This window comes from Zymomonas mobilis subsp. pomaceae ATCC 29192, from assembly GCF_000218875.1.
Classification (GTDB): Bacteria; Pseudomonadota; Alphaproteobacteria; order Sphingomonadales; family Sphingomonadaceae; genus Zymomonas; species Zymomonas pomaceae.
This window is the reverse complement of the sequence record NC_015709.1, coordinates 1,964,709-1,989,865: the sequence shown is the minus strand read 5'-3', so window position 1 is coordinate 1,989,865 and position 25,157 is coordinate 1,964,709. Positions and strand designations below refer to the sequence as shown.

The following is a 25,157-nucleotide window of genomic DNA, read 5'->3' as shown; positions in this document are numbered from 1 at the left end:
TTACACCCCTATAAACAACGGCTTCCAATATAAAAAAGAAAACCCACCCGAATGTATCGGGTGGGCATCTTTAGCCTAAAACTTATTTAAGTTTTAAATTTTAAAACTTAAAGTCTGGCAACAGGCTTACGGCTATTGGCAGCAGCAACGCGCTTACCCCATTTGACCAGCTCTTCGGTGCAATCTTCGCGACCGATGAAGCATTCAATCAAGGTTGGGCCACCCGTGTTTGCAAGAGCAACCTTAATAGCATCGGCTAATTCGCCACCGGTTTTAGCCTTCAGGCCTTTACCAGCGCCGCTGTCGAAACCACCATTGCCGTTGAACACTTCCATCAGACCGGCATAATCCCAGTTCTTGACGTTGTTGTACGGACCATCATGGATCATAACTTCAATGGTGTAACCATAGTTATTGATCAAGAAGATGATAACCGGCAATTTGCGGCGAACCATCTGAGCGACTTCCTGAGCCGTCAGCTGGAAGGAACCATCACCAACCATCAGGATGTTACGACGTTCCGGAGCACCAACAGCATAACCGAAGGCGGCAGGAACGGACCAACCGATGTGACCCCACTGCATTTCATATTCAACGCGAGCACCCTTCGGGAGCTTCATACGCTGAGCATTGAACCATGAATCACCCGTTTCAGCGATCAAGGTGGTTTCCGGGGTCAACAGAGCTTCGACCTGACGGGCGATTTCTGCGTTAACCAACGGAGCACTTGGATCAGCCGGAGCGGCTTTCTTCAGTTCACCAGCATTCAGGGACTTGAAGAAGTCTAAAGAAGCAGTCTTCTTGGAGACTTTCTGAGACAGACGCGTCAGATAATCTTTCAGATGAACGCTTGGGAAACGCGTGCCACCCACGGTGACGCAACGCGGTTCAGCAAGAACCAGCTTCTTAGGATCTGGAAGATCAGTCCAACCAGTGGTTGAATAGTCGTTGAAAATCGGCGCTAATGCGATCGTCGCATCGGCTTCTTTCATCGTCTTTTCAACACCCGGATAGCTGACTTCACCCCATGAGGTACCGATGTAGTTAGCGTTATCTTCTGGGAAGAAGCTCTTGGCGGCAGCCATCGTAGCAACAGCAGCACCTAAAGCATCCGTGAATTTGACGGTAGCTTCTTCAGCACCAGCAGCGCGAAGTTTGCTACCGACAAGAACGGTAACTTTTTCACGGCTGGAAAGGAATTTGATGGTTTCATCAACGGCAGCATTCAAGGATGCTTCGTCGCTGGCTTCATCATTGAACAAAGCACTTGCTGGGCCAGGAGCGGCACAAGGCATTGAAGCAATGTTACAAGCGATTTCAAGATAAACCGGCTTTTTCTCACGAAGAGCCGTCTTGATAACGTGATCGATTTTAGCCGGAGCTTCTTCTGGCGTATAGATCGCTTCAGCAGCAGCTGTAATGCTTTTGGCCATTTCCAGCTGATAGTGATAGTCGGTTTTGCCAAGAGCGTGATGCAAAACATGACCAGCAGCGTGATCGTTGTTGTTTGGCGCACCAGAGATCAAAACGACCGGAAGGTTTTCGGCATAAGCACCACCGATAGCATCAAATGCAGAAAGAGCACCAACGCTATAGGTAACAACAGCAGCAGCTGCACCTTTAGCACGGGCATAACCTTCAGCACTGAAACCGCAGTTCAGCTCATTACAGCAATAAACCTGCTCCATGTTTTTGTTCAAAAGCAGGTTATCAAGAAGGACGAGGTTGTAATCGCCCGCGACAGCGAAGTGGTGCTTCAGGCCCATCTGGACAAGCCGCTCCGCTAAATAGGTACCGACGGTATAACTCATTGCTTACTCCATATATTCAAAACACTATGTCTGAATCAGGATGACCCAGAAACCTCTAAGGTGTCGCTCCAGATTTAGCTATAGACATTTTTTGACAAATCAAAGTCTGAATGATGAACATCCCCGCAAAGGACTGAAAGTCTTCTGTTTTTTTTAAGAAAAAAATTATCAGGGCTCAATATGATCATCTTTACAGCCTGTTGTCATGACGGGAAAAGCTATAGACCCATTTTTGGATTAAGTGATTATATTGGATATAACCAACCATCAAAAATCGCTTAATAGAGCGTGCCACCTTTATCTTATCAAAGGTAAACTGGGAATCATAACCGGCCTTGGAAACGTAACTGAAATTTGAAGTTACCAAAGAAGACTTTTGAAAAGTACCTTTGGCAATCTTAACAAATTGCGCATTATATCCGAGATAAGGCAGGGCAGAACAAAACCAGAGCTGCCAAACCTGAGCGACCGGCTTTATCAATGAGCTGCTATTATTATATCGCAACACTGACAAAGCCTTTCCCTCCGTCTGATCCTTAAAACGGAAACCTTTCCGCACCGGTGTGCACTCTCGTGATATTTTATTTTCCGCAAGTCAACCCAAAGTTGTGTATTAACAAAATTTGTTCAGGATATAATTTGCGTAGTTGGATGATAAACCCACTGTAAGACAAGGCATAAGGCTATGAAAATTTAAAGTTTGAACAGATGAGAAAGGCAATATTTTCAGTATTTCAGCCTAATTTACAAAAATATTCAAATAAGCGTGCTTTATAAGGATAAAAGCAGACTATGCTTTATATAAAAATATAACTCAATTTTTTCGATTAGGAATGATATTTTTTTATTTCAAAAATAAGAAACACTACGCTGCTTGACAAACAAGGATAGTATTTCAGTTCATACTGTTTGAAAATAATGAGGAAACCGAGAAAACGCATGTCTACTTTATCAGCAGCGCCCTTGAGACAAAAATTTGTTATGCGTTATGCAGAGCGGAATGTTCCTCGTTATACCTCCTATCCAACCGCTGCTGATTTCCACAATAGAATCACGCCCGAAGATCATCAAAATCGACTCAGAAACATTGCCCCCAAAAGTCGGGTGTCAGTTTATCTTCATGTCCCCTTTTGTCGTCAGCTCTGTCATTATTGCGGCTGTCACACACGGGTTGTCCAGCGTCAGGACGTTATTGATGCCTATGGGGCAACTTTATTAAAAGAGATATATACAGTTGGACGATATATTCCGCATAATCTGACTATTGGTCATTTATCATGGGGGGGCGGAACCCCTTCTATACTCGGCCTAAACGGCATGGCGGAGATCGTCAAAGCCTTACAAAACCATTTTAATTTTGCAGATTATATTTCCCATGCGGTTGAGTTAGACCCTCGTTATCTTGATACAACCTTCTGTCAGGGGCTTTTTGATCTGGGCGTTAACCGCGCGAGTCTCGGTGTACAAGACTTTAATCTTCATATCCAAGAAGCTATCGGCCGGATACAACCTTTTCAACAAGTAGAACAAGCGACGAAAGATTTGCGTGTAGCCGGCATCCGTCAGGTTAATTTTGATTTGCTATATGGGCTTCCGGGTCAAAATCTTGAGGAAATCCGCTTCAACTGTGAAAAAATAGCCCAATTATCGCCAGACCGAATTGCCTGTTTTGGATACGCCCATCTTCCAGAACGAAAAGCCAACCAAAAATTAATTAACAGCGCGGCCCTACCTGATGCGCAGGCCCGTTTTGAACAGGCGCAACTTATTTCCACCCTCTTACAGGATCAAGGCTATTATCCGATCGGCATAGATCATTTTGCAAAAAAACAAGATTTGCTGAGGGTTGCAGCTGATAATCAAACCTTATCACGTAATTTTCAGGGCTATACTACGGATAACGAACCTGTCCTTATTGGTATTGGCGCCTCTGCTATTTCAACTTTTTCAGATGCTTATATTCAAAACATAGCTGATATTAGCACCTACAGCGAAGCCATTAAGGATAAAGGTTTAGCCTCTACCCGTGGCATCACTATATCTTTAGAAGATCAGTGCCGATCAAAAATAATCAGTGCTTTAATGTGTAACTTTTCAGTAGATTTATCAGAAATGGCCTCTGATCTTAATCTTGAATCAGAATGGCATGATCTTGTGCAGTTACAAGAAGAAGGATTGGTTAGCCTTGATGGACAAAAAATTGTCTTAACCCAAGAAGGACGTCCTTTTGTCCGTATTGTTGCAGCGGTCTTCGATACTTATCGCCGCAAAAAAAATACTGGCTTTAGTCGTGCTATTTAACAAAAGTTAAAAGTAATAAAAATTACAAAAAGCAATAAAATTTAAAAAATCTACAAATATAAAAAATAATTATTTTTTATAAAATTTCTTTTTCTTTTTAGGAAAAAAAATCATAATAAGTTAAATATACTACCTATCAAGGATCTATCTTTGCCATTGCTTTTAATATAGTGATTTTTTGTTATTAATAGTGAAAATATCTTTTTTTTAAGTACTCTTACTTTGAAATTTGTAAATATTACATGATACCAATTAGCATGAGAATATTGAGTAAATTAAAAATGCCGCATCTAAAAAACTTTTTAGTGTCGGTATTTTTAGCTTCGTTTATTTTTACCACGCCCCTTCATGCTGTCGCGAAAAATATTTACCAAACCACTTCAAAAACGGACATCCCCTCTTCTCGTGAATCAGTAATCAATAAAAAATGTCAGTCTGAAAAATCCTTTCATCTATCTGGAATCATTGATTCCATCCGCGATTGGCACAGTCTTCAGCCTGCCTTTTTTACAGATATGGGCATGATTCCTAATTTGCCACAAACAACGGTGAATGCCATCATGCAAGATTCTGATGGTATCATGTGGATCAATGTCGATAATGGTTTGTTTCGGTTTGATGGGCTGCATATTCAGTTATTTCGGGCCCAAGCCCATGTTCCGCACAGCTTACCTGATAGTGTTATTCATACGATGCGCCCCCATCCACAAGGAGGGTTCCTGTTAGGAACAGCAACAGCTGGTATTATTCGTTTTGATCCTCACACTAATTTTTTTGATCCCGTCCCGTCCGATGCGCCGGCCGGTCGAGGTCTGGCCGTTCAAGCTATTAATTCTGATAACCATTCTGGCTTTTGGATAATTTCAGATGCGGGAATTGGTCATTTAGGCCCGCATGATTCAACAATCCATTATGAAAAGCTTTGGCCGGTGGCGGCGGGAAAGAAAATCAATCGTATAACCGATATACTTAATGCAAAAGATGGAACACTTTGGCTAGCGAGCGGCGATGGCCTATTTTTTCGTCATACAAAAGAGACCGCTTTTACAAGACTACATACGGCTTCCCAAGATATAGAAAACCTTCTTACTAGTAGAATTACGACTCTTTATCAGGATAGAGATGATCGTCTTTGGGTAGGATCTGCATTTTATGGGGGTCTTTATATTACCCCGAGTGGCGAAATCTATCAGCCAGAATCTTTGAAAGCCTCTTCTTCCTATATAAATCACAGGGCTATTCACGGTTTTGCAGAATTACCGGATAACCATATTTGGATTGCCACTATGGGAGGCGGTATTGTTGACTATGCCTTTTGGACAGCGGGCACCAAAGGCCAGCTGTGTGCCCCCCAAGGTGAAGAATATACTGGATATGTTAAGACATGGACGCATAATCCGCTCAACACACATTCTATCAGCGGAAATAATATACTTTCCTTAATGACGGATAGAGACGGCGGCATTTGGGTTGCTACTGATCGGGGCGTCTCAAGATGGGACCCCCATCCTTCTATTGCATTTAATATCCCGGATGTTCTTGTCGATAAAAGCGGGATGATTAGCGATTCTGTTACGGGTCTTTTGTCAGATGAAAAAGGACGCATCTGGATTGGTCTACAAAATGGCATGATCAATATTATTGACCGCCACCGTACACAAATTCAAAAATTAAGTCTTACTGGTTTGCAGGTGTCTCAACCTGTTCGGGCTTTCTTACAAGCCAAAGATGGCGCTATTCTTGCTGGATCATTAGGTTTGGCGCGTATCGATCCGAAAAATCTTTCAGTCACTTCTCTTATGGATGACTTTTTAAGTAAGAAAACAATTACAGCTCTTGCCGAAACAAAGTATAATTTATTTATCGGAACCAATAGTGGTCTTTATATAAAAGATAGAGCAACTGAAAAAGTTTCTTATTTTACGCATAATGCTGATGATAGCAGGAGTTTAATCAGCGATCATATAAAAGATATTGCCATACGTTCGGATAATGAAGTCTGGATCGCCACTGCAAATGGTATCAGTATCCATAAGAACAATGTTAATGGTTTTGACAATATTCTAAGCCATTCTGAAAATCCGCGTATTTTCCCGCGCAGTTTCATTACATCACTTGCAGCAAAAGAATCGACTATGTTGGTCGGCAGCTTTAATGGAATTAGCCAATTTTCTCCTAATTCCAGAAGGGGATATGATTTTCAGAATTTTTATCACAAAGACCGGCCTTCTGCTGATGAAATCAACCGCCTTATTGTCAATAAATTCGGATATATCTGGGCCTCTAGTTCAGACGGTATTTCAGTTTTAGATCCTGCGCGCCGTCAAAGCTTTGTTTTGGGAGAGCGTGATCATGTTTCAAGCGGTCATTTTAGCCAACGGACTTCAGCTTTAGCCGATGATGGGTCTATTCTTTTTGGTGGAACCAATGGCTTGACGGTTATAGCCCCAGAACAAATTCTGTTTTCCTCCTCTTTACCGCAAAATAGCAAATCTGGCGATTTGCAGGTAACGATGGCAGAAATCAATGAAAAGCCGATAAATTTTGGTCAACTACCGACCCTCAATCAAACTTTTGAAGTACCGCCTACAGCGCGTTCCCTTCGAATCGGTTTTATTCTGTTGGATTATAGTGCGCCCCGAGATGTAACCTATAGTTATAAGCTGGAAGGCGTTGATTCTCAGTGGATCACCGTCCCTTTTAATACCCCACCCATCGCCATTTATACTAATCTGCGTAGTGGCCACTATGCTTTACATATACGCGCAGAAACGTCAGGTCTTCATGCCTATAGCAAGGAAGAAACCTTCTATTTTACGATTGCGCCTCACTGGTATGAACATTGGGAAATAAGCGTCGTCGTCGTCCTTATTGTTCTAGTAGGGCTCTATCTTATTATTATACTTCGGACTTTCTTATTAAAAAGGCAGACAAAACGTCTTCAAAATCTTGTTGACAATCGAACCTTTGAACTACAGCAAGCCAATCAGCAATTAAGTGCCTTGGCAAATACAGATGTCTTAACGGGACTTTTAAACCGGCGCGCTTTAATGATCGAGTTAGCCCGCATTCAACAAGAAGCGGCGGAACAAAATAGGACCATTTCCCTGGCTATGTTGGATGTCGATCACTTTAAAAATATTAACGATCGCTATGGTCATTTAGTCGGTGATACGGTTATGCGAAAAGCTGCTAATATCATTCGGAATAATATCCGACAGAATGATTTCGCCGGACGGTATGGCGGTGATGAATTTGTTATCGCTATCGCGGCTTCTCTTGAAATATCTCACAATATTGCTGAACGTATTCGCCATGAATTTACGACTTTGATTGTTAAGAATAATGATACCGAGCTAAAAATTACTGTCAGTATCGGCCTTTTTGAAATGAAGCCGGATGATAACATCTCTGTGGCTCTCGATAGAGCGGATAACATGCTTTATTGGGCAAAAAATAATGGCCGCAATCGTGTTGAATCCTAAATTTTAAGAGCCTGGATCTTGACGAATGTTTTTTCGATAGTCATAAGGCATCTCGCAATTGGCTCCGCACTCCGGTGAAGCGGTGGCCCTGCCCGCCAAAGTAACTTAAACTTATGGCAGCGCGGTTCCGGAATTCTCGTTCTTCGGTTTTACCGAAATCTCTATAACGCAATTGAAGGTTTTATCTATGTCTAAGCGTCATAGCGCTAAGTATAAAATTGACCGCCGTATGGGCGAAAATATTTGGGGTCGTCCTAAATCCCCAGTAAATCGTCGTGAATATGGCCCCGGTCAGCATGGACAGCGTCGTCGTTCCAAAATTTCTGACTATGGTCTTCAATTAAAAGCCAAGCAGAAGCTTAAAGGTTATTATGGTGATGTTACGGAAAAGCAGTTCCGTCGTTGCTATGACGATGCTTCCAGCCTTAAAGGCGATACGTCACAGAATCTGATCGGTATTCTGGAACGTCGTTTAGATATGGTTGTCTATCGTGCAAAATTTGCACCGACGATCTTTGCGGCCCGTCAGATGGTCAGTCATGGTCATATCCGCGTGAACGGTGTTAAGTGCAACATTGCATCCCGTCGCGTTAATACCGGTGATGAAATCACGTTGGGTGCCAAAGCACAGGAAATGGCTTTGGTTCTTGAAGCACAGAGCTTGGCAGAACGTGATATTCCTGATTATGTCGTGCCAGACGGTAACGCAAAGGTTACCTTTGCCCGCATCCCAACGCTCGATGAAGTACCTTATCCGGTTAAAATGGAACCGAATCTGGTCGTCGAATTTTATTCACGTTAATTTTTAATCCAGATAAAAATGCAGGTCGGCAGAGTTTCTTTGCCGGCCTCTTTTTTTGTCTGAAGACCGCCTTAAAAATAGATAGCGCTTATCTTGGATTAAATAAGCGGCTATCAGATTTCATTAAAACCCCTATCTTTCTATAAGAATAAGGCTTGGGCTTCACCCTTAAAACGCTTTAATAAAAAGCAAGACGACTATTTCTGAATAGGTAATGCCCTATTTTAAACGGCGTCCAAAAGCCCCCTTAATTATGTTTACAAGGAAAATGACTTCCATGTCTTATCGTCAGCCTGCTGAATGGATGCCCCATAGTGCTGTCTGGATCGGGTTTCCTAGCGATGAATCTTTATGGCTTGAAGATTTGGAACCGGCGCAGAGGGAAGTTATTGCGTTTGCCAAAGCGGTCTATGCAGAGGGTGCAGGCGAAAAAGTATTTTTGGTAGCTGCGCATGAGGAAGCAGCGCAAAAAGCCAGACAATTAATCGGAGAAGCTGCCGAGGTTATTTGTCATAATTTTGGCGATATTTGGTTAAGGGATAGTGGCCCTATTTTTATTGCAAATGAACAGGAAAAAGCGGTCGCCTTATTCCGGTTCAATGGTTGGGGTAACAAATATGACTTAGAGGGCGATCAAACCATCGGTAAGGCGCTGGCAGCTGATACAGGGCTTTCTATTTTAGAAAAAGATTGGGTATTAGAAGGCGGTTCCATTGATAATGATGGACATGGCCTTGTTGTTACAACGGAAGAATGCCTTCTTAACCCTAACCGTAATCCAGATTTGTCACGAGAAGATATTGCTTTACGCTTGAAAAACGATCTAGGGTTTGATCAGATCCTATGGCTAAAAAAAGGGTTACTTAATGACCATACGGACGGTCATGTTGATAATCTGGCGCGTTTTGTAGGTTTTAAACATTTGGTTATTCCGATCGCTGCGGATGAGAGCGATCCTAATCGGGATATTTATGAAGAAGCTACTCGCTCGGCTGTAGATTTAGGTATAAAAGTTACCCGTCTTCCGTCGCCAGGAAAAATTACCCTTGATGAAGAGATTGTGCCCGCCTCTTATATGAATTTTTATATAGGCAATGCGGTCGTTGTAGTCCCTTTGTATGATGCTAAAAATGATAAGGCAATTATTAAGGCTCTGGCCCCTTTATTTCCAGACCGTCAAATCATAGGTCTGCCTGCTCATCATATATTGACGGGTGGTGGTAGTTTTCATTGTATTTCGCAGCAATGGCCAGCCTAAGAATTCAGTTTTTCTGTTCGGTTTTTTGGGAAAGAAAGAGGCAGTATGACCTGTATCACGGTTGCAGCGTTGCAGTTGGCCCTTACGAGCGATATTCAACAGAATATCGAGCGGGTTTCACAATTAATAGAGGATGCGGCTAAAAAAGGCGCTCAGATCATTCTGCCTCCTGAACTATTCGAAGGCCCCTATTTCTGTGCTACCGAGGACGAAACTCTGTTTGCTTTGGCAAAACCTGTCGATGAACATCCCGCCGTCCGCGCCATGCAAAAATTAGCCAAAGCTTTAAAGGTTACCATTCCTACCAGCTTTTTTGAAAAAGACGGGCCCCATTATTATAACAGTCTGGCCTTCATTTCTTCCGAAGGAGAAATTAAAGGTGTTTACCGTAAAAGTCACATCCCTGATGGCCCCGGTTACGAAGAAAAGTTCTATTTTCGCCCCGGGAATACGGGTTTTAAAATATGGGATTGCTACGGAATTAAGATAGGCATCGGTATTTGCTGGGACCAGTGGTATCCAGAAACTGCCCGTGCGATGATGCTTATGGGGGCAGAATTACTATTTTTCCCAACGGCCATAGGAAGCGAGCCGCACGATCCCGATTTAGACACCAGTCGGTTATGGCGACGGGCTATGATTGGACATGCGGTTTCTAACGTTGTTCCTGTTATTGCATCAAATCGTATCGGCCAAGAAGGTCTCATAAATTTCTACGGGCATAGTTTCATCGCTGATCAGCGTGGTGATTTGGTAGCGCAATTTGGAAAAGAAGAAAGCGGCGTCCTTATTGCGACATTTGATATTGATCAGATCCGACAACATCGAGCTGCTTTTGGCTTTTTTCGTGATCGTCGCCCAGAATTCTATCATCGTTTAAGCGAAGATCGTTAATTTTTAAAATTTTTCTTGCACGAACCGCTATAGTCTGGCATCGGGGTCTGGCAAACGGTGGGGCGATTAGCTCAGTTGGTAGAGCGCCTCCTTTACACGGAGGATGTCGGCAGTTCGAGCCTGTCATCGCCCACCAGAACTTCCCAAAATGGTCTAAAATTTATCGTCCGGATGCTTCAGTCATTACTCTGAAGGAATCTTACAGGACGTGGGCAATCTTATCCTTAATAAAAAAAAAGACCCTGCCGAAGCAGGGTCGATTAAGAGAATTGAGAAAGCTACAAATATCTACTCACAAAAGGGGGATTAGTCTTTTGCAAATTCAGAAATTACAGGCATATAAATTTTTATAAAGCAGAAATAGCTCCATATAGCTTTTTATTCATGCTAAAGCGCAGAAATATTTTATCCATCCTATTGCCGGAAATTTAAGATGTGTAGCCCCTACTTTTCGGGCGCCCATCAGAAAAATGAGTCAAACTACTTTTATATAAACAAAAACGTTAAACTGAATAAGCTGGAATATAGTCTTCTATTATAATTTATCTGAATACGTTAAATCTACCAGACAATCTTTTTAAAGCTCTTACTTATCTAATGTGCGAAAATACTGGAGGATATCTGATAATGTCGTCGTCCAGGGGATAGTGGGTGCCCATCCAAGTGTCGAATGCGCTAGCCGAGCGGAGCCAGTAGCTACAGGAATATCAATAGGGCGCAATCGCTCTTTATCGACCTCAATACGGGCGGTGACACCACTTAATAGGATCAATTCATTAAGAATACTGGAAATGGAACGTGTTTGCCCAGAGCATAAAGGCACTATCGTACCTGGTTTAATAGTATCTCCGAGTAATGTGGCTTGAACATAGGCGCTCACCACATCTCTGACATCAAGGAAGTCACGTTCTGCAGATAGGTTTCCAACATATATGACGGGTGGTTGCAAACCACGCTCAATCTGAATTATTTGCGAAGCGAAGGCTGGAACAACAAATTTAATATCCTGACCGGGACCAGTATGATTAAAAGGCCTGAACCGAATTACTTGAAGCCCTTCTTCTGCCATAGCGCCTAATGCTAAATCAGCAGCCGCTTTACTGGCAGCATAAGTATTAGCCGGCGCAAGGGGAACATTTTCATCCACTGGAGTGCCTTGCCGAAAAGAAGTTCCCCATGCTTCTGCTGTGGATGCGTAGATTAATCTGCACGCAGGCGCCCACTGCAAAATAGCACGTCCTATATTAAGGGTGCCATGGAGATTTACATTCCACGCAAGATCAGGATTTTGTCGTGCCTCACCAATACTCGTGATGCCTGCTAGATGTATGCAGGCATCCGGTTGAAAATCTATTACAGCCTGTGACACAACAGCAGGATCAGTAATTTCAATTCGATTAGTGTATAAAATAGCATCCGGTGCACTGTGGCTTAGTGCCTCGATTAAATACCTGCCTACAAATCCATTACCTCCTGTAATCATTATACGGAGTGATCTGTCGTTTGGTACATGTATTACCATCAACCAAGCCTCTTCCGATGGCGAGTAAGATCAGCGTCTACCATTTCACCAATCATATCTTCAAGAGATGTTGTCGCTGTCCACCCAAGTTTTTCTTGAGCTTTTGAAGCATCACCTAGAAGAACTTCAACCTCCGCCGGACGAAAGAAGTTCTTAGAGGTCGTTATATATTCCTCATAATCCAAGCCGACATAAGAAAATGCAATACTACAAAGCTGTCGAATGCTCGTTGTCCGACCTGTTGCGATAACATAATCATCGGGTATTTCTTGCTGTAGCATAAGCCACATAGCTCGAACATAATCGCGAGCATGGCCCCAATCACGGGTAGCCTCTAAGTTACCCAGTGACAATGTTTTTGCTAAACCAAGTTTAATACGAGCTACTCCATCTGTAACTTTACGTGTTACAAACTCAATTCCTCGTAACGGACTTTCATGGTTAAACAAGATACCGGATGATGTATGTAGTCCGAAGCTCTCGCGATAATTTACCGTCATCCAGTGAGCATAGAGTTTTGCTACAGCATAGGGCGAACGAGGATAAAATGGTGTGCGTTCTGACTGTACGGGTTCTTGAATGAGCCCAAACATTTCAGATGAAGAGGCCTGATAATATCGAGCTGATGGCTGAGCGATGCGAACAGCCTCTAATAAATTGGCGGCTCCCATACCAGTGACCTGTCCCGTAAGCAGTGGCTGCTGCCACGATGCAGCGACGAAACTCTGAGCAGCAAGATTATAGACTTCATCTGGCGAGACTGAATCGATTATGCGAATCAAACTCGATAGATCCGTCATATTACCATCTACCATTTCGACGTCATCGATAATGCCGAGCCAACGCAGACGTTCACCGATTACATCAGCGGACGCAGACCGTCGGAGAAGTCCAACGACACGGTAGCCTTTACTCAGCAGCAGCTGGCTCAAATAGGCACCATCTTGCCCCGTGATCCCAGTAATTAGAGCTGTTGGCATCGTAATTTCAATCTCCGTCGTTTTGGTCAATGTTTATGGCATACAAGATTATCTTAAAAAATTGTGTCTACCACTGTGGCCTATATGCGGTATCCGGTTTCTTGTTGCAAGTTAGCGGTTAACTTATTTCAATAAAAAAATAAGTAATTCCTTATTATTAGGTGTTTTTGGTAATTGAAACTAAAAGCGATAGGCCACACATTGGATAAAATATAAACATGATAGCCTATGTAGACATTGACATTGAGCAATATTACTGAATTTTTAAGAAAAAATTTTAATTTAGAAGATTCCCATAAGGAGCTCTGACCCTTGAAAATCAATATTAAGCGTTTTTTCCACGCTATTCGAGAGAAAACTCCGCAAAGGTATCGCACCTCTGGGGACCAAGCCCGCAATAATAAAGATTGGGCGCAAGCAATAATTGAATATAAAAAACACTTGGAACTTTGCCCACAGGATCAGGCAATCTGGGTACAGATTGGGCATGCTCTAAAAGAGCAAGGAGATTACGACGCTGCAATCCAAGCTTATTATCAAGCGATTGAACTCCTTCCCAGCGACTATGATGTCCATCTTCACCTTGCTTATCTTTTAGAGCGTACGGGAAAACAAGATCAGGCCTTAAATATTATTACAACAGCGGTTAAGTTAACGCCTAGTAAGGATGCCTATGACTTGGCTCATAGGTTGGGTTATTCTCCCGAGATGTCTACTTTATCAAAAACAAGTAAAGTGGATAAAAATATAAAATATTTAATAGAGATTGATGATCTCTTTGATTATTTAAAAAGCTACAAAACACCATCGGGTATACAGCGGGTTCAAATCGGTATCATCCGATATATTATAGAATCTAATAAAAAGCATCACGGACAGTATGCCTGTATACGCACAGGAAAATTTAATACTGGATTCTGGCAAATTCCTTTTGATAAAATATTAAATGTACTTGACTATATTACCCTTCCAGATGTTTCGCAGCACAAACTTTTGTCTTTGATTGAAGAAGCTGAAAGGGATTCCAAGTGGTTTGAACCTAAAAAAGGGCAAATATATCTTATTCTTGGAGCCTTCTGGGGATTTGGTGCGAATGCCTCTCGATATATTCATCTTAAAAAATCTGGAGTAGCTGTTGGCGTCTATATTTACGATATAATACCTATTTCATACCCAGAATATTGTTCGTCAGGGTTAGTAAATGAATTTACGCTTGCTTTGGGAGACGGTCTTTATTCATTTGACTTTATTTTTACGATTTCTGAATTCGTTGCTAAGGATGTCAAGCGCCTTCAAGTAGAATATAATTTGAGAGAAGTGCCTGTTTCGCCAATATTGCTTGCACATCAACTACATGCCCATAAAGCCGAGATTACAAAATTTCCTGAATGGGGAGAAAAAATAGAGTTTCTAAAAAATCGTAATTTTGTCCTTATGGTTTCAACTATCGAAGCCCGAAAAAACCATATTTATTTGTATATGGCTTGGAAGGCATTAATAAATGAAGGTATTGATCCACCTGATCTCGTCTTTGTTGGCCGTTTTGGGTGGCGGATGGATGATTTTAAGTCAGTATTAGAAGATACAGATTTTCTAGGAAAGCGGATTCATATACTTCATGATTTATTAGATGTAGATCTGGAAGTTTTATATCAGGAATGTCAATTTACAATTTTCCCGAGTATAGTGGAGGGATGGGGTCTTCCTGTAGGTGAGAGCCTTGCCCATGGTCGACCTTGTATAGCGTCAGAGACATCCTCGATTCCAGAAGTTGGCGGTAAACTAGTTGATTATATCGATCCGCTTAACCTTCATACGGGCATAAAATGTCTTAAAAAGATGATTCTTAATAAGAGTTATAGAGACAAGCGCACAAACGAAATCCGTAAACAATTTGTACCACGAACATGGGATGATGTGGGCAAAGAGATTATGGAGCAGCTCGGTTCACTCTCAAATTTTGCGCCTGCTTCTTATGCGCCTCCTTTGCTAGAGGTAGGAGAGCTGTTCGAGCCTGCTAAATTTGCCGGCAGTGAAAAAATTTCAGCATCTTATATTGCTCGTCCACTGCGCCCACTACTTGCAGAGTGTTGGTATGCCAGTGAAAAAGATTTTGGCGTATGGATGCGAGGAAAGAGTGGTAATATCCATTTTTCCAGCCCTCTTCATCCTAATACAGATATTATAGTTTACTTGGAAATAGTTACACCACCATGGACAGATCACCGCTTATCCCTATCTGTTGGTCATAATTATCAAAAAGTTACACAAAAAGAAAACTTAGAAGTCATACACTTAATGGCCAATGAAAGGCATATTCTAAAAATTAAAGGTAAAGTGGAAGATGATGGCAGTATATTTGTTGGATTTCATATCGAAGGTGATACGATAAAGTTACATCCTAACAAAAACCCGAACGATCCGCGTGAATTTTATATTGGTCTTAAACGGCTTATTTATACAGCTGTAACCGATATAGAAGAACGAATAAAAATTTTAGAATCTTTTGCGACTAATGATTTCGATAAGGTAGAATTATAAGCTGAATGAACTGAAATGATTTTCATTCTAAAGATATATTTTCAGTAAGATAAGAATAAAATTCTAGCTTTTATAATAAAGGATCGTCCGGTAGGTCATAATCGGACGATCAATTAATTTTTTAATTCCTTCATATAATTTTGAGATTACCCATTTATATAGATTTTTATTCTTTTTTTGTAAAATTAGTAACTATAGATGGGTTATAATCGATTAGATAAATAATTATAAGCTATATATCTGAGAAGGGATTTCTACACCGGCAATGATAGAGAGTCCTTGGGAAGCAAGGCGTAGCGCTATTTCTTGTCCGAAACCCGTCCCTGCCCCTGTAATTAATATAGATGTCATGATGACCAACCTTTTCTCTCAAGAGAGAGAAATAATACCATAAATAGAATAATAGACCTTGAGAGGCACATCCATAAAGATAAGGGATATGTCCATTTTCAAGGATAAGTTTGTATTCTATTTTTTATTTCAAATTTTTGAAAAAAAACAATGTATATCTGGTGATAACGTAGATTTTTTATTATCATAAAATAATATTATTGATTATATATTAACATTATTATTATAAATTGTAATTCATCATATTAAAAAATCGATATTTAATCATAAAAAAACGATCTAAAATCGAAGTTAAGCGTTTACTTCATCAGTGGATAAAAATGATGAGGTCTTTTTTAAAAAGATAAAAAGAGACAACATAAATTTTATTTTCAATAAAAAATTTTAAAATAATAAAGATTAAAAAACTGTCTTCATCATTGTTCACCAATGAAAGGATTGAAATTATGGTTAATCAGACCTCTAATGCTTCCGCTTATTCTGCTAACTGTAAAGCAGTTGCCAAAGTTTTTGTAGAAACAAGTCGGAATGGTGCTGAATTTGACCAACCCATTTCTATGGATGAGCTGGTTAAACGCACGGGTCTTTCTAAGGAAGATGTTAAAAAAGGTATTGCCGATTTGGGTGATGACAAAATATTATACCAAGGTGATGACCAGCCTATCGCTCCTCATGCAGAACTTTTCGCTATTTTTGATAGTTTCTGGGAGGCATGGGACCCTGCTGATGATGCACTGACTTTGGCGAAGGCAATGATCAAGGATAGCGCCTTTCCGACAGATCCTGCACAGATAAGTGACAGGATGGCATGGGAAGCTAGACGCCTTAATCCCGCTATGACCTATCTTCTCGATCATCATTTCGCGAATGCCCATGACAGTGATAAAGGCGCGCCCTTGATCTATAATTTGCTCGTCAAAACAGCAGAAACGAAACAATTCGTCAGCAATATGGTCACGAATTAAAAATCTGCCCTTTCCTCTGAAAAGAGGCCGGCTTTTTTCTACGCCGAGCGATAAAATAGGCTGTCCTTTGTAAAAAGGCAGCCTGTTTTATCGTAAAGAAAGCTTGGCCTGCGATGCCCCCCTTTACGGGATTTTCTGAGTTTATCCTTATCAAGAAAAGCTTGTGTCAAAAAAGAGCTTTTTTAATTATTAGCTTGTCCGTATTTTTCTAAAATCAAGACTATTTTATTATACCGCTCGGTAAATCCATGGCCATAGGCTTGGAGAAAGCACGAAGCATAAGAATAAAGCGGTTTTGAAAAATAAAAACCGGATCGATTTTAGAAAATTACGATAATTCTGTTAAAAGTGCCTGAGCCGCAGCCGTTTGTGCTTCTTGCTTTGAAGATCCTTCTGCACTAGCTTGCCCCACGCCTGCAATAGAAACCAGAATAGTAAAGCAGGGATTATGCTGCGGACCTGTTCTACTTACTATCTCATAGACGGGCGGGCGGCGATTATGCGCGGCAGCCCATTCCTGTAATGCGGATTTTGGATGCTTCGGCGCAGATTCTTGTTCTGTTACAAGTGAAGCCCAGTATTTATGAATAACCTTTCCGGCGGCATCGACCCCAGATTCTAGAAAGATCGCGCCGATCAAGGCCTCCATTACGTCCCCTAAAACGTTATCCGAAGCCGCTGCCCCGTCATCGCGAGCCTGCTTGCCCAAGCGCAGCCATTGGGGCAAGCCGACCACTCTAGCGACACCTGCGCAGCTTGCGCCTGATACCAGACTGTTTAACCGCCTTGAAAGTTTCCCTTCAGGTTCATTAGGAAAAAGTTGATAAAGCCAATGGGCAATCACTAATCCTAAAACGCGATCACCTAGAAACTCTAATCTCTGATAATCGCTATTGCCATGACTAGGGTGAGTCATAGCCCGAAAAAATAAGGCTGGGTCTTTAGGTTTGTGACCTAAAGTTTGTTCGACCCAACGGATAAAGGCATCATTACTCATATCTTAGCTTTTAAAGCCTTTTATTATTTAAGAAACGCCTTTATGCTAAACAAAGCCGCCATTGGCATAAAAACATGCAGACTTCCTCCTTGATGGAGGTTTCTCGCTATCATAACAGCCGCAACCATCTGAAAAACAGAAAAAATTAAAAAAAAAGGATATTTTTCTCTGTAAGAGATTCCTTTTTTTTAAAAAATGCTTTACTGGAAGGTCGAATCACTGCCGGGTTGGCCGAATGGTTAGGCACCTACCTTGTAAGTAGCGACCATGGGGGTTCGAGTCCCTCACCCGGCACCATAAAACGACAAATTTTTATAGGCTTAGATGAACCTGTAAGATTATCATCATCAGCCTAATATAATTTTATTATAAAATAGATATTTCATGCCAAAAATGCTTATAAGTAGCGGCAAAACAGCCATTCACGCTATAATATCGTCAAGGCAGGATTTTATCCAAGAGAATTGATCTTCAAAAATCTATTTTTCTATTATCTATCCGGTAGATTATTTTTAGTTGTCTAGACTATCGAAGCTACACATAGGGGTTACAATCTTTCCTCCTTCCTTAATCTCTATTGATGGCGGTCAAATCTATAAGGATTTGCTTCTGACCTTCCATAATTTGCGTTTTGGTACGCAGTGCAGATAGTCGGCGTTATATACTTATACTGTATATACTTATACTGTTTGGGCTATTGGGGGTTAATCTTGCGCTCTTTATGACTATCAGGCAGGAAAATCTCGTATTTTTGTGTATGTCTTGATTGGTCAGAACGTTTAATAGCCGAGAACGATAAAAAATCAGCTTAATATGGCAGAAAACTCCTTCATTGATACGCATAATTGCAACAGCTATTCAATCGCAAATGAGATAAAAGGATCTGAGTATTTAGCGGTATCTATCTTACCAAGAAAAATTCGTTATGATTTCCAAACATTTATCACGAAACGACCTTTATCAAAGCCAATAGACCTTAATCCTCAGATTTTAGACATATCCTGACAGAAAAAAGAGAGAAAATCCTAGGTAAATCATCCCATCATAGGAATATCCGTCTTTCTAATCCTGTGATGATTCAAAAAATGTCGTTGACACCTATCTTTTTCACTTTTGCTGTTTTTAGGTATGCGCGTTACCCCCTTAATCATAATCTTGTGGATAGCGCACTTCTGAAAAAAACTGATGATCAGAGGCTATTATAATGTTTTTTAAATAGCCTGAAGGCTCAATAGGGTGAAGACATTTAAGGCTAAAATGAAGATTTGCTTTTATAGCTTCATAATCAGATTAGCCTTATTTAGCCTACAGGGTATTTTTGGGCAGGTCTTGTCTTTCTAAGAAAAGATCAAAAACTCAAAACAGCGTCACAACCGAACCAAAACATATTATTGGTCCCGTTTGTAACAACAGGATTAAGCACAGTGGCGCTCTGGTTAAAGGGTCGTGTGCCATTAAGGGATTTATCCAGACGTATTTCAGGCCTGAGGGTGAATTTCCCTGATCCTAGATGATCGTTAATTAACGGCGGACGCCAAGAAACACCTACTGTCAGTTCCCCATAGGTAGTTGGGGGCGCGCTATAATACACATAAGGACGATTTCGTAGATAGCGTCTATAAGAAGTATTGCCGATAAACTGCGTAATAACACCGCCTGTATTATCCCGAAAAACTTCGCCACGAAAATTTAAAGTCAGGTTTTTAAGCATGTCCCATGCCACATAAGAGGTAAAGCCATAAGCCGTATCCTTGATTGATTCATCACGATCAAACAAAGCCTCTCCTGTAACAGAAAGTTTTTCCGTGAAACGGTAAGTCAGACTGATGTCGGCATTATATTGCATAAGCTTATTGGCATCGGGCCCGATACCGGCGCTTGTCCAACCATTGGCATCGGTATAAGGATTTCCTGAATTACCCGCAGGGCCAAGATGAGCAATAGCTCGGATATTCATTTTCTTGTCCATAAGGTTATTGAAGGCGACACCTATATAACCTTTGGGCTGCTTGTTGAGGGTAGCATTACCAAATGTCGAGGCATTACCGCTATCAATTCCAAGAATAAAGTCTGTATTGCGGCTTACATGCATAGTAGCCACTATGCCAACAGTTTCAAATGGGACGATATAGTCCGAGCCATAGTTATAGCTATAAAAAGGACGGGCAAGCGCGGGAATACCTTCAACACCCATCAGCCCGTATATTTGCCCAACCTGTATATCAATGCCATGCCGGAAAGCCCAAGGCACATGAAAGTCAACATGCGCTTGGGTTGGGACCCATTGATAACGCCCTTTCAGGACGCCATCCCCCATCCCAAGCGTTGGATCAACGCGCGCATCTGACCCATACAGCATTTCCATGACAAAGCCGATCCCATAACCCTTTCCGATAGGGGTGACAGGATGAGAAAGTGATACCAAAATTTGATTAAGGGTGCCTGTGTTGGCCTGATCGGCAAAATATTGACCAAAGTTACGGCCTGAACGTGTCCACGGATTGCCGGTAGCCCCCGCCTCAATACTGGCATGGCCTACCAAGCCATCCCAGTAGGAAAGGGATTTTCCTTTGCCGGGTGGAAAAAGATTTCCAGCTTCAAGGGCGGGTAAATCTGGCTCTTGTGCCTGTTCATAGGCTTCTTTTTCTGGTGCTGCTTCTTGAAGCAGAGAGGCTGGAGAGGACGAAGCTGTTGTTTGCGCGCCCGCCAAGACTGGCCATTCTAAACTGACAAAACTGAATAAACAGAAGGATAATTTACGATAGGTCATGTCGGCTGTCCCTCGTTCACTGAAAATGATTAGGAAATTTTAGTAACAGAGGCTTTTTCCATGCCTTCGGCTTCAAAGGCGGAGGATACAGGCGTTTTTATCTTTTCTGATTTTCCATTCTGTTTGTAGATATAGAGACAAATCGGGCACACAAAGAGCATCAAGAGCATGTAAATCAAAGAAATACCGAGGTTATAATAAATAACGGCGGCAAGAAGGAATAGAGCGCCTACCAACGCAAATGCAGGTAAAAAAGGATAAAAGGGGGCTTTATACGGGCGAGGTAGATCAGGCATTGTACGGCGAAGTCGGAATAAACTAATCATACTCAGCACATACATAGTTAGTGAGCCAAGAACAGACATAGTCACTAGAATAGCTGTGAGTGAGTGGCCACCGAAAGAAGCAAAATCATCGGCAAAAATGGCCGCAATCCCGACTAATCCGCCTGCAATAGTCGCAACATAAGGGGTTTGGAGTTGAAGATGCAATTTCCCCAAAAAGGCCGGTAGAAAGCCTGCTCTGGATAAAGCAAAAATCTGACGGCCATATCCCATTATGATCCCGTGCAAGGAAGAAACCAGTCCAAAAAGACCAAGGAAAACCAGCATATGAAGCCAACCGCTATGTGCACCGACGACATGCTTCATCGCTTGTGGCAGAGGGTCATTCAGATTGGCTAATTGATGCCAATCCATAGAACCGCCCGCAAAGATCATCACACCGAAGGCCAAAGACACAAGGGTCAGGATGCCCGCCGTATAAGCGACAGGAATAGACTTACGGGGATTACGGGCCTCTTCAGCCGCCATAGCGACCCCTTCAATCGCCAGAAAAAACCAGATAGCAAAAGGTACGGCAGCGAATATTCCTTCAATCGCCTGAAAATTGAAATGGCTTGTGGATCCCCATCCATCATGAAGAAACTGACTCCATGAAAAAGCAGGCGCGACGACGCCCATAAAGACAAAAAGTTCGAAAATAGCCGCTAATGTGATAAAAAGTTCGAATGTTGCGGCGACTTTTACCCCGATGATATTCAAACTCATAAAGACGACATAGGCGCAGACGGCAGCCATTTTCGGAGAGAGATAGGGAAACTGGACATTGAGATAAGAGCCGATCGCCAAAGCAATGGCAGGGGGCGCAAACAGAAATTCTACGAGTGTTGCCATTCCGGCTATGACACCACCCCATTTCCCTAGAGCACGAAAACTATAGGCAAACGGTCCGCCTGCTTGGGGAATAGAACAGGTCAATTCTGTAAAGCTAAAAATAAAGCTGGTATAAATCATGGAGACAATGACTGTTGCAATCAGGAATCCCAATGTGCCCGCGGTTGCCCAGCCATAACTCCAGCCAAAATATTCCCCTGAAATGACAAGGCCAACAGCGATACCCCATAAATGAAAAGAACCTAGTGTTTTTGAAAGGTTCAGAGATTTTTCTGACATTTCTGATAACTCGCCTTTTGCCGGATTTTCCGATAATCACGAAAACCATATCAGCAATGAAAGCATATAAACTTTACCCATCATGACAATTTGTTGTTTTTTTAAAAATGTATTTAATCTTTCATGACAATTTGTTGTTTTTTTATAAAAAAACTGATTATTTTGAGAAATTTATAATATTTCTATGAAAAACTTGGACATAAGGGAAATTTTTTATAAAATTAAAATATTTTATATATAAAAATATTAAATTATATGTATTTTTTAATATATTTAATTAATATAAATTATACTACATTATGAAATTTTATTCTTTTTAAGATAAATTGTTAATATAATAATATTCTTATATAAAAGAATATCATTAATATTTATAAAAATACCAAAAATACTAAAAATTATTCAACTATTGAGAATGGATTACGTGTATATCTAAAGCTTGAAAGAAACTGCTTTTAATACTCTTTATAACGTAAACCGAGTGAACGGCCTCTTTAGAAGAGAGATTTCTTCAGCTTACCAATGCATATACTGACTTAATGAAACTCCTACCCCCACCAAAAGACTATTTAAGAATTAACCTTAAAGACAGGGGTGTTATTCAGATGTCCAATTTTACTGGGCCAGGCTGATTTTTATTTATAAAGGGACTATATTGATTGAAGGCCGCTCGATTAAGGGCACTCGCTATATGATTGAGTTTTTTTACCCGCATCTATTAAAAATTAAGAATGTATATTGGCGGCATAGTTTTTACGCCATGCGCGAGGACTCATCCCAAACCACCGTCGGAAAGCGCGGGAAAGCGCGCAAACCTCTGAATATCCCAGCATGAAGGTAATATCAGAAATCGTCAGATGGGTCTGTTTCATATAGTCAACAGCCATTTCTTGACGGACTAAATCAACGAGAGAAAGAAATGTAACCCCTTCTTCTTTCAACCGACGTTGAAGCGTCCAAGGAGTTATCGCCATTTTTTCCGAAATTTTTTCAAGAGAAAAACTATCATGGGGAAGCATGATTCGAATAATGGCGCGAACCTGTTCTGGAAAAGACTGTGGCACATTATGGCGATTAAGCCGCCGAATGGTTTCACGCATAACAGTCAACAAAACGGGTTCATATCCCGGCATAGGATGCATAAGGTCTTTGGTTGATAAAACAATCGAATTATAGGGCTGTTCAAACCAGACCGGCGCATTAAATATCTGCTCATGTTCATGCGCCTGTTCCGGTCGATAATGTTCAAAATTAATTTCTTGTGGTGCCCATTTTGAACCAAGAGCGCTGCGAACGATATTAAGAATCATACCCATAGAAAGTTCAGCATCTTGGCGTTTTTTTGTAATCGCCCCATGTCGGACTTGATATTCAAAATGCCATAGATTTTCCCGTTTGACAAAACGCGTTAATGTATCATGCTGATGCCATTGGAAATCGCTTGCTACGTTTAAAAGGGCATCGCCCAAGGTGGGAGAAGCCAGACCGATATAACCAATCAATCCAAGATTCTGAGGTAGAAACTGTTTTCCGTAGTGAAGACCAAAATTGCCATTGCCTGAATTCGTCGCGGCTTCTTCCATAAGATGGCAATAATTGGTCAGACTAAGGCTTTGGGTCGGGCGACCCATAAGAGCCGGATCAACACCACATGTTTCGAATACGCGATCGGCATCCCCCCCTTTTTTACGGATGAAATCTCCAAGCCCATTTCCGGCAGCAGCCAAAACACCATGATGCACTTCATCGAAAGAAGAAACTGTTTGAGAGAAAGCTGTATTTAGAAAAGATGTCATGTTCTCAGACTTTCATTGCATTCAGTTTCATCAGGTTAATCAAGTCCATGTCCATGACTAAATTATTACCCAACATTAATATGATCATATTATGTCATATTAATGCAATAATAAATTTTAAAAATTCTTCGCTTTTAAATATAGAGTAATTTTATAAATAAAGAGAATGAAAGCTGAAAAACAGAATCTGTTCAGAAAAGAATTATGAAGCGTATCAAGCGCCTATAGGCATTTTATCCCCTTCCAAATAGCGGCGGCACAGACGAACGGTATGTGCCAGCCAGTCTTTTCCCAAACTACGCGCCATATCAGTATCGGCATGGGATCCCACCCAAGCTGTCATCTGTATCCGTCTTTGGATGAAGAGAGCGGGAAGAATATTAATCTCTTCTTTGGAAAGGGGCTGAACCCGTTCATAACCTTTGAGCCAGTTTTCTACCCATAGAGGGGCGCTAGGATGATGCTCTTCAAAACTGATGGCCGCCGCCAGATCATGCAAAAACCATCCTGTTCCACAATCGTCAAAATCAATGACTCTTGTGGTGCCTTCGTGAAGAAGTATATTCGTCAATCTTAAATCGGCATGGATAAGTCCGTAGCGAGAAGCGGATTTACCAAAGACTTTTAAGGATTGGCCAATATTCTCTATAGCTTTATCCATGATGGCTATGTCTTCTTTATCAAGGCCGGGGGTTATATGCCAATCGCCCCAATGGGCATCAGGCCCCACCATGCTTTCATGATCCCAAACCAGACGACTGAAATCCTTGGATTTTTCCCATTGTCGGCTATGACGATGAAGATGGGCCGTGATTTCTCCAAGCTGTTGAAATAAAGTAGGATCAAGATTGGCGGTTGGCATTTCGCCGTCCACCCAGTTGAAAAGGACAGCATAGCGGCTAGTGCCATCCGGTGCCTGAAGCGTTTGAATTTTTTCTCCGTTATTATCTGCAATCGGCTGTGGAACGGTCAATCCCATGTCCTGTTGTAACGCGCTTAACCAGGCTAATTCTCCGGCGATATTTTGTTTGTCATGATAATGCGGGCGATGAAGACGGAGTGCATAAGAAGTGCCTGAGGGCGTAGCGATATGAAAAGTAGCATTTTCCGAACGGGTTAAGAGACGGATTTTTCCTTGATAGGCACTAGAATAAGCATTCATAGCCTGTGACGCGAGTTGAGAAAGAACCAGCGTACTAAGATGATCGGCATGTCTGGAATTCATGTAAC

Annotated in this window: 17 protein-coding genes and 2 tRNA genes; 9 read left to right on the top strand and 10 right to left on the bottom strand. The window is 41.5% G+C overall.

Annotation, left to right across the window (positions count from 1 at the left end):
• Nucleotides 1–107 precede the first annotated feature (107 nt).
• Both ZYMOP_RS08810 and ZYMOP_RS08805 read right to left on the bottom strand, forming a co-directional pair.
• Nucleotides 108–1,811, bottom strand: coding sequence for an alpha-keto acid decarboxylase family protein (locus ZYMOP_RS08810; RefSeq protein ID WP_013934975.1), 1,704 nt, complete (start codon nucleotides 1,809–1,811; stop codon nucleotides 108–110).
• A 190-nt stretch (nucleotides 1,812–2,001) separates the two neighbouring features.
• Entirely contained in the window at nucleotides 2,002–2,319 is a 318-nt protein-coding gene (locus tag ZYMOP_RS08805) for a hypothetical protein (protein ID WP_041581815.1), read from the bottom strand.
• Nucleotides 2,320–2,750: 431 nt separating this feature from the next.
• Here ZYMOP_RS08805 and hemN point away from each other — a divergent pair, with 431 nt between their 5' ends.
• From hemN to ZYMOP_RS08775, 6 genes are all read left to right on the top strand, one after another.
• Nucleotides 2,751–4,112 carry an oxygen-independent coproporphyrinogen III oxidase gene (gene hemN, locus ZYMOP_RS08800; protein ID WP_013934973.1) on the top strand — a complete coding sequence of 454 codons (1,362 nt, stop codon included), beginning with the start codon at nucleotides 2,751–2,753 and terminating at the stop codon, nucleotides 4,110–4,112.
• A 257-nt stretch (nucleotides 4,113–4,369) separates the two neighbouring features.
• Nucleotides 4,370–7,597 carry a ligand-binding sensor domain-containing protein gene (locus ZYMOP_RS08795; protein ID WP_252507422.1) on the top strand — a complete coding sequence of 1,076 codons (3,228 nt, stop codon included), beginning with the start codon at nucleotides 4,370–4,372 and terminating at the stop codon, nucleotides 7,595–7,597.
• A gap of 187 nt (nucleotides 7,598–7,784) precedes the next feature.
• Complete coding sequence (gene rpsD / locus ZYMOP_RS08790; protein WP_013934971.1) at nucleotides 7,785–8,399, top strand: 30S ribosomal protein S4; 615 nt, start codon at nucleotides 7,785–7,787, stop codon at nucleotides 8,397–8,399.
• Nucleotides 8,400–8,676: 277 nt separating this feature from the next.
• Nucleotides 8,677–9,657: an agmatine deiminase family protein gene (locus tag ZYMOP_RS08785; RefSeq protein ID WP_013934970.1), complete on the top strand. Its 981-nt coding sequence runs from the start codon at nucleotides 8,677–8,679 to the stop codon at nucleotides 9,655–9,657.
• Between the two features lie 45 nt (nucleotides 9,658–9,702).
• The gene (aguB, locus tag ZYMOP_RS08780; RefSeq protein WP_013934969.1) at nucleotides 9,703–10,551 is read left to right on the top strand and encodes an N-carbamoylputrescine amidase; all 849 of its coding nucleotides are present in this window, start codon (nucleotides 9,703–9,705) and stop codon (nucleotides 10,549–10,551) included.
• 60 nt (nucleotides 10,552–10,611) lie between these two features.
• Nucleotides 10,612–10,687, top strand: a tRNA-Val gene (locus ZYMOP_RS08775).
• Nucleotides 10,688–11,137: 450 nt separating this feature from the next.
• Here ZYMOP_RS08775 and ZYMOP_RS08770 read toward each other — a convergent pair.
• Together ZYMOP_RS08770 and ZYMOP_RS08765 are read right to left on the bottom strand one after the other, a co-directional pair.
• The gene (locus ZYMOP_RS08770; protein ID WP_013934968.1) at nucleotides 11,138–12,073 is read right to left on the bottom strand and encodes a GDP-mannose 4,6-dehydratase; all 936 of its coding nucleotides are present in this window, start codon (nucleotides 12,071–12,073) and stop codon (nucleotides 11,138–11,140) included.
• The gene (locus ZYMOP_RS08765; RefSeq protein ID WP_013934967.1) at nucleotides 12,073–13,053 is read right to left on the bottom strand and encodes a GDP-mannose 4,6-dehydratase; all 981 of its coding nucleotides are present in this window, start codon (nucleotides 13,051–13,053) and stop codon (nucleotides 12,073–12,075) included. The genes ZYMOP_RS08770 and ZYMOP_RS08765 overlap by 1 nt, the downstream gene beginning before the upstream one ends.
• Nucleotides 13,054–13,365: 312 nt before the next feature.
• Here ZYMOP_RS08765 and ZYMOP_RS08760 point away from each other — a divergent pair, with 312 nt between their 5' ends.
• Nucleotides 13,366–15,594 carry a glycosyltransferase family 4 protein gene (locus ZYMOP_RS08760; protein WP_013934966.1) on the top strand — a complete coding sequence of 743 codons (2,229 nt, stop codon included), beginning with the start codon at nucleotides 13,366–13,368 and terminating at the stop codon, nucleotides 15,592–15,594.
• Nucleotides 15,595–15,819: 225 nt separating this feature from the next.
• Here the strand turns inward: ZYMOP_RS08760 and ZYMOP_RS09650 are convergent, their stop codons facing one another.
• A complete protein-coding gene (locus ZYMOP_RS09650) occupies nucleotides 15,820–15,945 on the bottom strand; it encodes a short-chain dehydrogenase (RefSeq protein ID WP_013934965.1) in 126 nt (41 codons plus the stop codon).
• A gap of 446 nt (nucleotides 15,946–16,391) precedes the next feature.
• On the opposite strand from ZYMOP_RS09650, the gene ZYMOP_RS08755 reads away from it, so the two are divergent.
• Nucleotides 16,392–16,910, top strand: a complete 519-nt coding sequence (locus ZYMOP_RS08755; RefSeq protein WP_013934964.1) for a molecular chaperone Tir — start codon at nucleotides 16,392–16,394, stop codon at nucleotides 16,908–16,910.
• A gap of 328 nt (nucleotides 16,911–17,238) precedes the next feature.
• Here the strand turns inward: ZYMOP_RS08755 and rnc are convergent, their stop codons facing one another.
• A complete protein-coding gene (rnc, locus tag ZYMOP_RS08750) occupies nucleotides 17,239–17,907 on the bottom strand; it encodes a ribonuclease III (RefSeq protein ID WP_013934963.1) in 669 nt (222 codons plus the stop codon).
• Between the two features lie 221 nt (nucleotides 17,908–18,128).
• On the opposite strand from rnc, the gene ZYMOP_RS08745 reads away from it, so the two are divergent.
• Nucleotides 18,129–18,204 (top strand) — tRNA-Thr (locus ZYMOP_RS08745).
• A 1,051-nt stretch (nucleotides 18,205–19,255) separates the two neighbouring features.
• On the opposite strand, the gene ZYMOP_RS08740 is transcribed toward ZYMOP_RS08745, so the two are convergent.
• The 4 genes from ZYMOP_RS08740 to ZYMOP_RS08725 all read right to left on the bottom strand — a co-directional run bounded on the left by ZYMOP_RS08740 (nucleotide 19,256) and on the right by ZYMOP_RS08725 (nucleotide 25,152).
• The gene (locus ZYMOP_RS08740) at nucleotides 19,256–20,677 is read right to left on the bottom strand and encodes an outer membrane beta-barrel protein (protein ID WP_013934962.1); all 1,422 of its coding nucleotides are present in this window, start codon (nucleotides 20,675–20,677) and stop codon (nucleotides 19,256–19,258) included.
• Between the two features lie 29 nt (nucleotides 20,678–20,706).
• Nucleotides 20,707–22,131, bottom strand: coding sequence for an ethanolamine permease (gene eat, locus ZYMOP_RS08735; protein ID WP_013934961.1), 1,425 nt, complete (start codon nucleotides 22,129–22,131; stop codon nucleotides 20,707–20,709).
• 725 nt (nucleotides 22,132–22,856) lie between these two features.
• Nucleotides 22,857–23,927 carry an AraC-like transcriptional regulator QhpR gene (gene qhpR, locus ZYMOP_RS08730; RefSeq protein WP_013934960.1) on the bottom strand — a complete coding sequence of 357 codons (1,071 nt, stop codon included), beginning with the start codon at nucleotides 23,925–23,927 and terminating at the stop codon, nucleotides 22,857–22,859.
• 214 nt (nucleotides 23,928–24,141) lie between these two features.
• Nucleotides 24,142–25,152: a phosphotransferase enzyme family protein gene (locus ZYMOP_RS08725; protein ID WP_013934959.1), complete on the bottom strand. Its 1,011-nt coding sequence runs from the start codon at nucleotides 25,150–25,152 to the stop codon at nucleotides 24,142–24,144.
• Between the last annotated feature and the right edge of the window lie 5 nt (nucleotides 25,153–25,157).